The 13889-nt window shown below is 68.6% G+C and carries 13 protein-coding genes and 2 pseudogenes; 8 read left to right on the top strand and 7 right to left on the bottom strand.

Features of this window, described 5'->3' with window-relative positions:
* Positions 1–127 (bottom strand): annotated as a pseudogene (locus ASJ79_RS06415) (hypothetical protein); the annotation flags it as partial.
* Between the two features lie 4 nt (positions 128–131).
* A pseudogene (locus tag ASJ79_RS30740) lies at positions 132–419 on the bottom strand (O-succinylbenzoate-CoA synthase); the annotation flags it as partial.
* 35 nt (positions 420–454) lie between these two features.
* On the opposite strand from ASJ79_RS30740, the gene ASJ79_RS06410 reads away from it, so the two are divergent.
* Entirely contained in the window at positions 455–1198 is a 744-nt protein-coding gene (locus ASJ79_RS06410) for a glutamine amidotransferase (RefSeq protein ID WP_067953900.1), read from the top strand.
* Positions 1199–1287: 89 nt separating this feature from the next.
* On the opposite strand, the gene ASJ79_RS06405 is transcribed toward ASJ79_RS06410, so the two are convergent.
* The 3 genes from ASJ79_RS06405 to ASJ79_RS06395 form a co-directional block, all read right to left on the bottom strand.
* Entirely contained in the window at positions 1288–2823 is a 1536-nt protein-coding gene (locus tag ASJ79_RS06405) for a glycosyltransferase family 39 protein (protein WP_082753691.1), read from the bottom strand.
* Between the two features lie 156 nt (positions 2824–2979).
* Positions 2980–3354, bottom strand: a complete 375-nt coding sequence (locus ASJ79_RS06400) for a group 1 truncated hemoglobin (RefSeq protein ID WP_067953897.1) — start codon at positions 3352–3354, stop codon at positions 2980–2982.
* A gap of 98 nt (positions 3355–3452) precedes the next feature.
* The gene (locus tag ASJ79_RS06395) at positions 3453–3746 is read right to left on the bottom strand and encodes a Dabb family protein (RefSeq protein WP_067953896.1); all 294 of its coding nucleotides are present in this window, start codon (positions 3744–3746) and stop codon (positions 3453–3455) included.
* A 97-nt stretch (positions 3747–3843) separates the two neighbouring features.
* On the opposite strand from ASJ79_RS06395, the gene ASJ79_RS06390 reads away from it, so the two are divergent.
* Positions 3844–4272, top strand: a complete 429-nt coding sequence (locus tag ASJ79_RS06390; protein ID WP_067953895.1) for a Fur family transcriptional regulator — start codon at positions 3844–3846, stop codon at positions 4270–4272.
* Positions 4273–4315: 43 nt separating this feature from the next.
* Positions 4316–6547: a catalase/peroxidase HPI gene (gene katG, locus ASJ79_RS06385; protein WP_067953894.1), complete on the top strand. Its 2232-nt coding sequence runs from the start codon at positions 4316–4318 to the stop codon at positions 6545–6547.
* Positions 6548–6613: 66 nt separating this feature from the next.
* On the opposite strand, the gene ASJ79_RS06380 is transcribed toward katG, so the two are convergent.
* Entirely contained in the window at positions 6614–7297 is a 684-nt protein-coding gene (locus ASJ79_RS06380; RefSeq protein WP_067953893.1) for a GDSL lipase, read from the bottom strand.
* A gap of 62 nt (positions 7298–7359) precedes the next feature.
* On the bottom strand, positions 7360–8574 hold the full coding sequence (locus ASJ79_RS06375) for an acyltransferase (protein ID WP_067953892.1): 1215 nt from the start codon (positions 8572–8574) through the stop codon (positions 7360–7362).
* Positions 8575–8849: 275 nt separating this feature from the next.
* On the opposite strand from ASJ79_RS06375, the gene ASJ79_RS06370 reads away from it, so the two are divergent.
* From ASJ79_RS06370 to ASJ79_RS06350, 5 genes are all read left to right on the top strand, one after another.
* Positions 8850–10025 carry a PP2C family protein-serine/threonine phosphatase gene (locus ASJ79_RS06370; RefSeq protein WP_067953899.1) on the top strand — a complete coding sequence of 392 codons (1176 nt, stop codon included), beginning with the start codon at positions 8850–8852 and terminating at the stop codon, positions 10023–10025.
* Positions 10022–11635, top strand: coding sequence for a CHASE3 domain-containing protein (locus ASJ79_RS06365; RefSeq protein WP_067953891.1), 1614 nt, complete (start codon positions 10022–10024; stop codon positions 11633–11635). The genes ASJ79_RS06370 and ASJ79_RS06365 overlap by 4 nt, the downstream gene beginning before the upstream one ends.
* Positions 11632–12072, top strand: coding sequence for a response regulator (locus ASJ79_RS06360; protein WP_067953890.1), 441 nt, complete (start codon positions 11632–11634; stop codon positions 12070–12072). Before ASJ79_RS06365 ends, ASJ79_RS06360 begins: the two co-directional genes overlap by 4 nt.
* 1 nt (position 12073) lies before the next feature.
* The gene (locus ASJ79_RS06355) at positions 12074–13207 is read left to right on the top strand and encodes an alkaline phosphatase family protein (RefSeq protein ID WP_067953889.1); all 1134 of its coding nucleotides are present in this window, start codon (positions 12074–12076) and stop codon (positions 13205–13207) included.
* 268 nt (positions 13208–13475) lie between these two features.
* Positions 13476–13889: NlpC/P60 family protein (locus tag ASJ79_RS06350; protein ID WP_231750747.1), on the top strand; the 414-nt coding region annotated here is incomplete at its 3' end.

The following is a 13889-nucleotide window of genomic DNA, read 5'->3' as shown; positions in this document are numbered from 1 at the left end:
CGTTGTCCTCGGCCTGCGGGCCCAGCACGTAGTTCTTCTCGATGCCCCGCAGCCCGGCGGCCAGCAGCACCGCGAAGGTCAGGTACGGGTTGCAGGCCGAGTCGGGGCTGCGCACCTCCACCCGTCGGATCCAGCGCACCGATCTGCGCGACCGCGGCGTCGACACCGCCGGCCGCCACATCCACGCACAACGGGCCGTCGACCACCGGCACCCGGCCGCGGACGGCGTCGGGCCAGCCGACCGTGCTCGGTTCCATCGCCGCGGTCAGCCATCGCGCGGCCAGTTGGTCGTCGGCGTCCACGGGCGGGCTGAACTCGCCCCAGCCCTGCGGACCGTCGAGCAACACGCCCTCCCGAGGGCCTGCGGCGGTCGGGACGGCGAACACGGGGGCGCTGTCGAGATCGATGAGTGTTCTCACTGACCGACAAAGTAGCCCGTCGCTACGCTTACGCCGTGGCCGACGCCGCGTTTCTGCTGTTGTCGATCCGTGGCGAGGACGAAGCCGCGGACGACGAGTATGCGGCGATGATGCGATTCTCCGGGCTGGACGAGCGCGGGCTGCGCCGGGTCCGGCTGACCCACCGCGAGCTCGGCGCGATCGACCTGACCCAGTGGTCCGGCATCATCCTCGGTGGCGGTCCGTACAACGTCAGCGACGATCCCGGTACGAAGTCCGCGACGCAGCGCCGGGTGGAGGCCGAACTGGCCGCGCTGCTCGCCGAGGTCGTCGCGACGGATTTCCCGTTCCTCGGCTGCTGCTACGGGGTCGGCACCATCGGGGTTGCGGTCGGCGCGGTGATCGACCGGTCATACAGCGAGCCGGTCGGCGGGGTCACCGTGCACCTGACCGACCAGGGCCGCGCCGACCCGTTGTTCGCCGCACTGCCGGACACCTTCGACGCGTTCGGCGGGCACAAGGAGGCGGCGTCCTGGCTGCCCGGTCACGTCGTGCGGCTCGCCAGGTCCGCGGACTGCCCGGTGCAGGCGTTCCGGGTGGGCGCCAACGTCTACGCGACGCAGTTCCACCCGGAACTGGACGTCGACGGCATCTGCACCCGCATCGACGTGTACAAGCACCACGGCTACTTCGCCCCCGAAACCGCGCAGGCACTGAAAGACGATGCGCGGCAACGGAAGGTGACCCACCCGACCAAGATCCTGGACGGCTTCGTGCAGCGCTACCGCCGGCAGGCCTAGTTCCTCGGCGGTCGACGAGTGCGCGCACCTCCGCCCTAATCCGACCAATGAGATCCTTGACCACGGCCACGGAGAGGTTCCGCGCGCCTTCACCTCGACTGACCAGGTTGCCGTGCGGGGCCGATGCGGCGGATCTGCGGCCACAGTTCACTCCACGATGCGGTCAACTCCGAACACAGGAAGACCCGGGTGCCGTGCTCTTGGTTGGGCACCCCGTGGTCGTTGTGCACGACGGCGATCTCGTCGAGTTGCCCGCATGCGGTTTGCGCCCACAACGGGATCGTCGACGGTGTGTCGGTGCCCATCACGATCGCGGTGGTGTAGTGCTCGGGTGGCGGCCCCCACCAGGCGTACGCCTGGTGACCGCTGTATACCGGTGGAAAGTCGGTGCCCGGCGCGACGTATCGGCCACCGTAATGGTCCAGCGCACCGGCCTGCCCGTAGTTGTCGGCGATCACGACCGTGTCTGCGCGCCGGGCGGCGGGCAGCGTATCGATGGCGGCTGCGACCGTCCGGCCCATCTCCGGCCAGCCGATCTGTTCGCCCAACTCCGAATTGATCTCCAGCAGTGCCGAATCCCGCAGCACCGACGGCGTCACCAGCGGCAGTGCGATAAACCCCGACGCCACCGCCGACGCGGTCAGCAGTCCCGTGGCGGCCACCACGCGGACCCGGCGGCCCTGCAGCCAATCCGCCAGCGCCGCACCGCCTGCGGCCAACAACGCCGGGTAGGCGGTGAACAGATAGTGCGGTTGTCCGCTGGAGATCAACAGAACCGTCAGCAACACCGCGAAAGCGATACCGAAGCACCGTAGTTCGGGCCGACGGATCAGCCACACCGCGCCCGCGATCCACACCGGTAACAGCAGCGGGCCGACGATGACCAGTTGGATGGCGACCAGTTCCCAACGGCTGTTCGCGGCGCTGATTGCGGTGGCCATCTCCCACTGTGGCCACCCGTTGGCGGCCTGCCACATCAGCGTCGGCGAGGCGATCGCCAGTGCCACGGCAGCGCCGATCGGAAACCACCGGCTGCGCAACGGTTCCCGTGGTCCGCAGGCGATGACCGCGACCAGCAGTGCCACCGCGTAGAGCGCCAGGAACACCCGGTTGAGCATCCCGATGCCGAGCACCACACCGGCGACGGCCCACAACCGATGGTCACCGGTACGCAGCAGTCTGGCGATGACGAAGGTCAATGCCGCGGCGAATAACACGTCGAGGCTGACCGTGGCCAGTATATGTCCGGTGGACAGCACGGGAATCGAGGTCGCCGCCGCCGCGCCCGCGAGTATCTGCCCACTGTGTTCGCCGCCGAACTCCCTGGCGATCAACCCGACAAGCAGCACGGTGGCGGCGGCCGCCAGAGCGGGGATGACCCGAAGCGCGATCAGTGAATCAGGGGCGACCGCGTCGGTGATGGCCGCCAGCGAAGGGCTCAGCGGTGGGTGGTCGGGGTAACCCCAGTCGAGTCGGCGACCCGACTCCCGGATGTAGAACTCGTCGCGGTGAAATCCGTATCGGGTGGCCAGTGCCATGAGCACGCCGAACACAGCCGACGACAGCGCACACAGCGGCCAGATCCGTCGCACGTCGAACCACCGCCAACGAGGTGGGCTGGTCATGACCACGCAGCGTCCCGGTGTCGCCCAGAGTCCACTTCGCCCTCACTTCCCGTCTCGGTCGCCGAGGACGCCGGTATGCGGCTGTCAGCGCGGTACGGTCAGTGCCCAAGATATCGATCGGTCCGCCCGAGGTGAGCCCCGGCAGGCCTGGGGCGTTCAGCCGGCGCGCGCCTGAGCGTCCGGGGCGACGACCTCGTCCTTCAGCGGTGCCAGTTTGGCGCCGATCTGGCCGATCAGGGTGCCACTGACCCCCAGATCGGTCAGGGTCTGCACCAGATGCCCGACCACACGGTCGAAGTGCGCCGCCGTGACGTCGAGGTGGGAGTGGGCTTCTCGCATGGGGCGCCCGCGGTACGGTTCGGGCCCACCGATCGCCGCCGCGATGAACGCACGCTGATGGGTCTTGAGCCGTCTCATGTCGACGCCCTCGAAGTACGGCGTCAGCTCGGGGTCGCCGGTCACCCGGCGGTAGAAGTCGTCGACAGCCGCGGTGACCGCCGCGGAGCCGCCGATCTGGTCGAAGATACTCATCGTCGCAGCGTGGCGGCTGCGGGTAACGGGCGGAACCGTGCTGCTTTGAGAACTCGTTAACTTGTCCTCACCGCCGGCCCCGGGCCTCGGTGAGGCCGTCAGCCCCGCGGTACCTCGAATTGCGCGCGGGCGATCTGCTCGACGAAAGGCGCCAACCGCGCCCGCAATTCGTTGTGCGCGGCATCCTCGTCGTAGCCGCGGTAGGCGGTGACGTCCTCGAAGTCGGCGACGATCACGAAGTCCCAGTTGCCGTCGCGCAGCCCGGCGTCGGTGCCCACGGTGTACCGCACGGTGCCGGGGCAGTTCAGCGCGCGCAGACCGTCCTGGACACGCTCCACCTCGGCGGCGTCGTAACCGGTCTTCAACTTCGCCAGCACCACGTTTCGGATCACGGCCGAACCCTAACAGGGTGACACCCCGTTGCGTCGTTTTCTTGACTCATTCCAGAAAACCGCGTACAACATCCATGTGACTTCGGACCACGCACTCATGCTCCGCGAGGCGGATCTGCGTGTGACGCGTCCGAGACTAGCTGTACTGCAGTCGGTTGCCGCACATCCACACGCCGACACCGACACGATCTTCGGCGCGGTGCGCGCGATGCTGCCCGAGGTGTCCCGGCAGGCGGTCTACGACGTGCTCGCCGCACTGACCGCCGCCGGCCTGGTGCGCAAGATCCAGCCGACGGGCTCGGTCGCCCGCTACGAGACCCGGGTCGGCGACAACCACCACCACATCGTGTGCCGCTCCTGTGGCGTGATCGCCGACGTCGACTGCGCCGTCGGCGAGGCGCCGTGCCTGATCCCGTCCGATCCGGTCGGCGCCCTCGACGGCTTCGTCGTCGACGAGGCCGAGGTCGTGTACTGGGGCATCTGCCCGCAGTGCGCGGCCCGGCAAGTCTCCCGATCACATCCGTGATCGCAGTTCGAAACACCACCCACCACCACGGAAGGAAGTCGCTGTGCCCGACGATCGACCCATCGAAGACAGCCCGCCGATTGGCGAAGCGCAGTCGGAGGCGCCCGAAGGCGGTTGCCCCGCAGGCTTTGGGCGGCTCAAGCCACCGGTAGCCGGCGGCGGCAACCACGACTGGTGGCCGAACCGGTTGAACCTGAAGATCCTGCAGAAGAACCCCGACGTCATCAACCCGCTCGATGAGGACTTCGACTACGCCGCGGCGGTGCAGTCCCTCGATGTCGACGCGCTGCGCGCCGACATCGTCGAGGTGATGCGCACCTCGCAGGACTGGTGGCCGGCTGACTACGGCCACTACGGCCCGCTGTTCATCCGGATGGCCTGGCACGCCGCGGGCACCTACCGTGTGGAGGACGGCCGCGGCGGCGCCGGTGCCGGCATGCAGCGTTTCGCGCCGTTGAACAGCTGGCCCGACAACGCCAACCTCGACAAGGCGCGCCGCCTGCTGTGGCCGGTCAAGCAGAAGTACGGCAAGAACATCTCCTGGGCCGATCTGATCGTCTACGCCGGCAACGTCGCGCTGGAGGACATGGGCTTCCGCACCGCCGGTTTCGCGTTCGGGCGCGAAGACCGATGGGAGCCCGAGGAAGACGTGTACTGGGGCCCCGAGGTCGAGTGGCTCGACGACAAGCGCTACACCGGTGAACGGGATCTGGAGAACCCGCTGGCCGCGGTCCAGATGGGCCTGATCTACGTCAATCCCGAAGGCCCCAACGGCAACCCGGACCCGCTCGCCAGCGCGATCGACATCCGCGAGACGTTCGGTCGGATGGCGATGAACGACGTCGAGACCGCCGCGCTGATCGTCGGTGGCCACACGTTCGGCAAGACCCATGGCAACGGCGACGCCGAGCTGGTCGGCCCCGAGCCCGAGGCCGCCGATCTGGAGATGCAGGGTCTCGGTTGGGCCAATCCGCAGGGCACCGGGAACGGCAAGGACACCGTCACCAGTGGTCTCGAGGTGGTCTGGACGCATACTCCGACCAAGTGGGACAACAGTTTCCTGGAGATCCTGTACGGCAACGAATGGGAGCTGACCAAGAGCCCCGCCGGCGCGAACCAGTGGCGGCCCAAGGACAACGGCTGGGCCAACTCGGTTCCGGAGGCCCACGGCAGCGGCAAGACCCACCCGTCCATGCTGACCTCGGATCTGGCGCTGCGCGTCGACCCGATCTACGAGCAGATCACCCGGCGCTGGCTGGATCATCCCGAAGAGCTGGCCGAGGAGTTCGCCAAGGCCTGGTTCAAGTTGCTGCACCGCGACATGGGCCCGGTGGTCCGCTACCTCGGACCCGAGGTGCCCAGCCAGACCTGGCTGTGGCAGGACCCCACCCCGGCCGGTGTCGAGCTGTCCGCCGACGAGGTCGCCACACTGAAGACCGCGATCGCCGACTCGGGTCTGACTGTGTCGCAGTTGGTGTCGACGGCGTGGAAGGCGGCGTCGTCGTTCCGCGTCAGTGACAAGCGCGGTGGCGCCAACGGCGGCCGGATCCGGCTGCAGCCGCAGCTCGGTTGGGAGGTCAACGAACCCGACGAGCTGGCCCAGGTGATCCGCACGCTCGAGCAGATCCAGCAGGAGTCCGGCACCCGGGTGTCGTTCGCCGACCTGGTCGTCCTCGGCGGTGCGGTCGGTGTCGAAAAGGCAGCCAGGGACGCCGGTTTCGACATCGAGGTGCCGTTCACCTCCGGCCGTGGCGACGCGACGGCCGAGCACACCGACGTCGAGTCGTTCTCCCACCTGGAGCCCAAGTCCGACGGCTTCCGGAACTACCTGGGCAAGGGTGGCCGGCTGCCGGCCGAGTTCCGGTTGGTGAACCGGGCCAACCTGCTCGGGCTCTCGGCTCCGGAGATGACGGTTCTCGTCGGCGGCCTGCGCGTGCTGGACACCAACTTCGGTGGCACCAAGCACGGTGTGTTCACCGACAAGCCGGGCGCGTTGACCAACGACTTCTTCGTCAACCTGCTCGACATGTCCACCGAGTGGAAGCCGTCACCCGCCGACGACGGCACCTACGTCGGTACCGACCGCGCGTCCGGCGCGCAGAAGTGGACCGGCACCCGTGTCGATCTGCTGTTCGGCTCGAACTCGCAGCTGCGGGCCGTGGCCGAGGTGTACGCCGAGAGCGACGCCAAGGAGAAGTTCGTCAAGGACTTCGTCGGGGCGTGGGTCAAGGTGATGGACGCCGACCGATACGACATCGGCAAGGGACTCGAGTAACAGCCCGACCCGAAGGGGGGCGTCCGGCCGCCGATCGGCCGCCGGACGCCCCTTTTCTCGTGCCCGTCAGAACGGATGCAGTTTCGCGCTGATCAGCGGCGCGATCTTCTCGGCCAGGTAGGCGTGCCCGGCATCGGTCGGGTGCACCCCGTCCGCGCCGATCAGCTCGGGGCGCCCGACGAACCAGCGCGCGGCGATCGGGTCGAAGAACGTCGCGCCGGCGAGGTCGGCCTGATACTTGAGCACGTCGCGGACCCGGACGATCTCCGGGGGCGGATCTGCTGTCGGCCAGGGCGGTCCGATCACCAGCAGATCGGCCGTGCGGGCGATCTGACGGGCCAGTCTGAAGGTGCCGTACATCGAGATCGACAACCGCGTCGGGTCGGCGTTCATGTCGTTGCGGGAGCCGAAGAACACCACGAGCACGTCACTGGGCTTGACCGCACGCACGGTCAGGTCCTCGTACACGCTGCCGTGGTTGCCCCGCGTGCAGTAGCCGGCGCCGCCTTCGGCGGCCACCGTCGGCGTCACGGCGATCCCGTGGTCGGTCAACGCCTTCCACACCTGCGGCGACCAGTTCTTCGGACCGTTGCCACCCTGGTCGCTTCCGGTGGTGTAGGAATCGCCGATCACCGAGATACGGTTCGCGGCGAATTGCAGCAACTGCACGTCCCGGGGTTCGGGCGCGCGGGCGTGGCCGGAGGCGAACAACACCGCCAGGCAAAGCACCACTGTCAGAAGGCGTCTCACCGGACCAGCCTAGATTTGCGACAGCCGGTCAGCCGCTCGACTCGCCGTCCCGTGAAAACCTGTCATCCGGCGCGCGCGGCGACCGGATGCAGCCGGCCCGCGGGCGCATCGGCGGTGTGTGTGACGCGTGGCTCCATCGGCTCGACCATGCGGCGCATCCACCGCCGGGCGGGCTCCTCGACCAGGTGGTAGAGCAGGGCCGCCGAGACGCCGGCGATCAGGATCAGCCCGAACACGACGAGCTTGGCCCACCAGCTCGGGGTGAGGTGGATGTCGAACTGCAGGACGGCCCAGTTCCACACGGTGTGGACGATCTCGTGCACCATGTACAGCCCGAACGAGATGTGCCCGAGGTACACCATGACGCGGGTGGACAGCAGCGACGGCAGCGTGCCCGCGCCGATCGCCAACGTGATCACCAACGGCACGAACAGCACGTCGACCAGGCCGCCGGCGTCGAGCATGTCGCCCGGCGGGTTGGCGTCGAGGGCGTACAGCCCGCCGACGATCACCGCGCCCAGCAGCAGTGACGCCAGACCGGCCGCCCTGCGGGTGCGGTCGCTCAGGACGAGTTTGCGCACCGCCGCACACGCGAGCGCTCCCGCGGTGAACTGCATGACGATGCGCGGCAGCCAGCTCCACGGCGTGTAGAAGACCCCGTGGGCGAGCAGCAGCAGGGTCGGTGCCAGCGAGGCGGCCACCGCCAGCCAGATCAACCCGCGGGCCCTGGTGGCTGCCGCGATCCGGAAGATGATCAGCACCAGCCCGCCGAAGAGAAGGTAGGCCAGCCACTCCGCGCTGATCGACCAGGCCGGCCCGTTCCAGCTCGACCCGTCGAAATACGGCTGGAACCACAGCTGGGCCAGCAGCACCTGTTTGAGCCAGCTCAACGCGTTCAGCGACTCGATGACCGGTGGCGGCAGCGGGAAACCGCCGACGTAGAGCGTGAAGATCGCGAACGCGGCGGCCAGGTGCATCGTCACCAGGTACACCGGCCACACCCGGGCCAGCCGCAACCACAGGAACCGCAGGGTCGACCTCGTCGACCAGCGCTCCCCCATCCTGTCGAGGTAGTTCCAGGTCAGCACGAACCCGCTGAGGATGAAGAAGAGATCGACGCCCTGGGCGCCGGCGTTCAGGATCGGCGCCAGCGCGCTGGTCGCGTCGGGCGCGGCCTCGGCGAGCAGCGGGCGGAAGTGGAACAGGACGACCCAGAGAGCGGCGACGATGCGCAAGCCGGACAAGGCTCTGATCTCTCCGGTGCGCACACGACTCATTTCGTCAGATTCCAAGCAGTTTCATCGCGGTCAGCGTCGTCGGTGACGGTCCCGGCTGGTGTTCTCGGGAGACGGCGAATGCGGCAGGACCGGCTACCCCGCTATCTCGAACCGGCGACCGGACGGAGGTTACCAGCGCAGGCCCGCGGTGGCGGGGCGCAACGCCGCGGTGCGGATTGTCCGCCGGGCATGGTGCGCCAGGTATCCTCCAGAAGTTGTCAAGAAAACAAATCGGCGCGCGCGGTCAGCGCGCGTCAACGGGGGTGTCGGGTCAGATGCTTGTCCCGAGTAACGGCGACCCGTTGTCGCTGCTCCTCGTGGAGGACGATCGCGCGGACGCGATCCTGGTCGAAGAGTTCCTCGCCGACGCCGGCGAGGACTTCCGTGTCGTCTGGGCCGAGTCGATGGCGCGGGCCGAGCAGGAGATCTCGGTCGCGCGCCCCGACTGCATCCTGCTGGACCTCCACCTGCACGACACCGACGGGATCGACGGCCTCAACCGGATCGCCAAACACGACGCGACCATCCCGATCGTGGTGCTCACCGGGCTGAACGACGAACACGTCGGCGTGTCGGCGGTGTCGGCCGGTGCGCAGGACTACCTGGTCAAGGGCCGGGTGGATCCCGAGGTGCTGCGGCGCGCGGTGCTCTACGCCATCGAGCGCAAGCGCGCCGAGCTCACCGCCGTCGACCTGCACGCCAGCGAGCTGCGGGCGCGGGAGAACGCCCGGCTGGAGCGCGGCCTGCTCCCGTCGCCGCTGCTGCTCGACGATCCGGGCGTCGAGATCGTCACCCAGTACCGACCCAGTCGTGAGAACGCGCTGCTCGGCGGTGACTTCTACGACTTCGTGCAGACACCGGACCGCACCGTGCATGTGATGATCGGCGACGTCGCCGGCCACGGCGCCGACGAGGCCGCGCTCGGGGTCGCGCTGCGCATCGCGTGGCGGGCGCTGACATTCGCCGGGCTGCGTGGCTCGGACCGGATGAAACAGCTGGAACGGATCCTGCGCGCCGAGCGGGCCGGCCGCGGGATCTTCGCGACCGTGCTCAGCCTCGCGATCCCCCCGGACGGGCCGCTGATCACCGCGGTGCGGGCCGGGCACCCCGGCATGCTCCTGCACGGCGGGGGCACCGTCGACTGGGTGGAGCCCCGCGGCGGCCCCGCCCTCGGGTTGCACGGCCGGGACTGGGAGCCGCAGCAGATCGAACTGCCCGACGGCAAGGGACTGGTGCTGATCACCGACGGCCTGTTCGAGGGCCACGTCGGCCGCGGCAACGAGCGCCTGGGCGAGCACGGTCTGCTCGAGCTGGCGCGCTCGCTGGCCGCGCTGCCCGGACGTGCGTTCGTCGACGCGCTGATCGACGCCGTCGAAGAGCAGGCGGCGTCCCACGGCGGGATCAGCGACGACATCGCGGTGGTACGGGTGGAGCGGACCCGCCGGCCATGAGCGACGGCCAGCGCCGCCGCACCGCGGCGGCCGGACTCACGGTGCAGGGCTGGCAGCTCGCCGTGCTGTCGGTGATGGGCCTCATCGTGCTGATCGGGGGTAGCACGGTGGCCGTGCTGCTCAACCGCACCGACCAGGTGTCCGGTCAGCTCATCAACCACATCCAGCCGGCCCGGGTGGCGGCCTACCAGTTGCAGGCGGCGCTGCGCGATCAGGAAACCGCGGTGCGCGGCTACCTGATCGCCGCCGACAGTCGGTTCCTGCTGCCCTATGACGAGGGCCGGGCGATCGAGCAACAGGCGGCCGCCGACATCCGCCAGCTCGAGCAGGACCGTCCGGATCTGCTCGACGATCTCGATGCCATCGAACAGGCTTCCGGGCAGTGGCGCATCAACTACGCCGAACCGGTCATCGCCGACGTGCGCCCCGGCGTCCCCGGCGCCGCCGACCCCGCCCTGACCGAGATCGGGCAGAGCGAATTCGACACGCTGCGCGACCTGTTCGACACGCAGAACGAGCACCTGGTGCAGGCCAGCAACGAGGGCGTCGCGGAACTGGAGAGGGTGCGGACGCTGCGCAACGTCGTGCTGCTCGCAATGGCGGCCACGTTCGCGGTGACGATCGTGCTGCTGGCACTGGTGCTGCGCAGGGCGTTGGTCCGGCCGCTGACCACGCTGGCCGAAGCGTGCCGCCGGGTGGTCCACGGCAGCTTCGGCGAGCGCATCGTCCCGCAGGGTCCCAAGGACATCCGTGCGATCGCCGGCGACGTCGAGAACATGCGCCAACGGATCGTCGAGGAACTCGAGGCCTCGCGCGAGGCCACCGAGGCGCTCGATCTGCACGCCGAGGAATTGCGTCGCTCCAACGCCGAACTGGAGCAGTTCGCCTACGTGGCATCGCACGACCTGCAGGAGCCGCTGCGCAAAGTCGCCTCCTTCTGTCAGCTGCTCGAGAAGCGTTACGGCGACAAACTCGACGAACGGGGCGTCGAGTACATCGGTTTCGCGGTCGACGGCGCCAAACGCATGCAGGTCCTGATCAACGACCTGCTCACCTTCTCGCGGGTCGGGCGGCTCAACGCGACCGAAACCGCGGTCGACCTGGACACGGTGCTCGACGCCGCGCTGAGCAACCTGTCCACGGCTGTCGAGGAGTCCGCCGCGGTGATCGAACGGCCCGCCGACGGCCTGCCGACGATCATGGGCGACCCCACCCTGCTGACGATGCTGTGGCAGAACCTGATCGGCAACGCGGTGAAGTTCCGCCGCGACGGTGTGGCTCCGCGCATCGTCATCGACGTGGTCCGGGCCACCGACGACGACGGGGACGGAGACGGTGCCGAACACTGGGCTTTCTCGGTGACCGACAACGGGATCGGCATCGCCCCCGAGTTCGTCGACAAGGTGTTCGTGATCTTCCAGCGCCTGCACGGCCGCGACGCGTACAGCGGCACGGGGATCGGACTTGCGCTGTGCAAGAAGATCGTCGAACACCATGGCGGCGTGATCTGGATCGACACCACCTACACCGGCGGCACCCGGTTCCATTTCACGCTGCCGATCACCGCTGATGACGCGGCCCCCACCCTCCTGGAAGGATCGACCTCATGACACCGGCTGAACGCGCCATCGACGTGCTGCTCATCGAGGACGACCCCGGGGACGAGCTGATCACGCGGGAAGCATTCGAGCACAACAAGATCAAGAACACCCTGCACGTGGCGCACGACGGAGAGGAGGGCCTGGACTTCCTGTACCGGCGCGGCGCGTACGCCGATGCGCCCCGGCCGGACCTGGTGCTCCTCGACCTGAACCTGCCGAAGTACGACGGGCGCCAGCTGCTCGAGCAGATCAAGTCCGATCCTGATCTCAGCCACATCCCGGTGGTCGTGCTGACGACGTCGTCGGCGGAGGAGGACATCCTGCGCAGCTACAAGCTGCACGCCAACGCCTACGTCACCAAGCCGGTCGATCTCGACCAGTTCATGAACGCCGTCCGGCAGATCGACGAGTTCTTCGTCCAGGTGGTCCGGCTTCCGCAGATCTGACATGGAGCTGCCACGTCCCGACCCGTCGCTGTCCCACCTGGCCGATGTGACGCCCTCGGTGCTGGCGGCGATGGGGGTGGACGGTTTCGAGCCGCGGATCCCGTTGCCCTACGAGGTGGCCGGCGCATGCGTGCTCCTGATCGACGGGCTGGGTGCCGAACTGCTGGACGCCCATGCCGAGGACGCACCCGTGCTGGCCGGGTTACGCGGCGTCAGCCTGCAGGTCGGGTTCCCCGCCACCACCGCGGCCGGATTGGCGGCCGTCGGCACCGGTCGCCGCTCCGGAGAACACGGCATGGTCGGGATGTCCTTCCGCCTCCCCGACGTCGGGGTCATCAACGCGTTGAGGTGGTCGGCACATCCCTGGGGCGAGGATCTGCGGGACAGGGCCGCTCCCGAGGCGGTGCAACCGCGGGCGACGCTGTTCGAGCGGGCCGCGTCGGCCGGCGTCGGGGTCACCGTGATCTCGGGCGCCCAGTTCGCCGGTTCCGGCCTGACCCGCGCGGTCCTGCGCGGCGGCACATACGTCGGCGTGCACGCGATCGGAGACCTTGCGGCCACCATCGGGTCGGTGATCACCGAGCGGGGATTCTGTTACGGCTACCACGCCGACCTTGACCTGGTCGGCCACCTGCACGGCCCGGGGTCGACCGCCTGGCGGCTGCAGCTGCGGCAGGTCGACACGATGGTCGGATCGATCATCGAGGGTCTGCCCGCCGGGGGCCTGCTCGCCGTGGTCGCCGATCACGGCATGGTCGCGCTGGACGACAGTGTGATCGATCTGGACACCAACACCGCGCTCGCCGACGGCACCGAGGCGATCGGCGGCGAGGTGCGGGCACGTCACATCTACACCCGTGCCGGCGCCACCGCGGACGTGGTGGCCGCCTGGCGCGCGATCCTCGGTGACCGGGCGTGGGTCGTCACCGGCGAGGAGGCGGTGGCGGCGGGTTGGTTCGGCGAACACGTGACAGACGAGGTGCGTACGCGGATCGGGGATGTGGTGGCCGCCGCCAGGGGCTCGTCGGGTCTGCTCCGCCGGACCGCCGAGCCCATCGAGTCGTCGCTGGTGGGGCAGCATGGGTCGCTGACGGACGCCGAGCAGCGGATCCCGCTGTTGCTGGCCCATCGCTGAGCACCCGCCCGGCAGGCGGCGAGGCCCCGCCGGGCAAACCCGGATGACATGACGGCGGGTTGCTCCGCGCATTCGTGAAGTCGGCCCGGTCGTACTCAAAACCGTTGCACCGCAACATTTTTTGTGCTCGTCGCGGTGTCTCTCCGGTGCCTTCCCAATAGCGGACAGTCACAACGTATTTCGTGACAGAGCTGTGAAGTTCAGGTGTATTGTGCCGACCGTCACAGATTTTGGGCGCATTAGAGACCCTTTGTTAGTGTCCGTCCGCATGTTCGCCATCGCAACACTCTTGACGCTTGTCAACCAGGTGTCAGGCACGCCGTACGTCTCCGGTGGGGACTCTCCCGCCGGCACCGACTGCTCCGGCCTGGTGTCGTGGGTGACCAACGCCGCGACGGGCAGGCCGGTCTACGGCGACAGGTTCCACACCGGGAACATCGAGAGCGCGCTGCTGGCCCGCGGTTTCCAGTACGGCACGCAGCCCGGCGCACTGGTCGTGGGCTGGAACCGCGGCCACACCGCGGTCACGCTGCCCGACGGCACCCCGGTCTCCTCCGACGATGGAGGCCTTGTTGCGGTCGAGGTTCACCGGGCCGAGGCTACCTGCCGAATACGCCGTCACCGTCCCGCGGTGCTAAGCTCCCCGCAGTTTCCGACATCCTTTAACGATCCGTCCCGTGAG

Origin of the sequence: Mycobacterium sp. NAZ190054 (assembly GCF_001545925.1) — a bacterium.
Taxonomy (GTDB): domain Bacteria; phylum Actinomycetota; class Actinomycetes; order Mycobacteriales; family Mycobacteriaceae; genus Mycobacterium.
The sequence above is the reverse complement of the archived record's forward strand: the minus strand, read 5'-3'. Positions and strand labels throughout refer to the sequence as shown.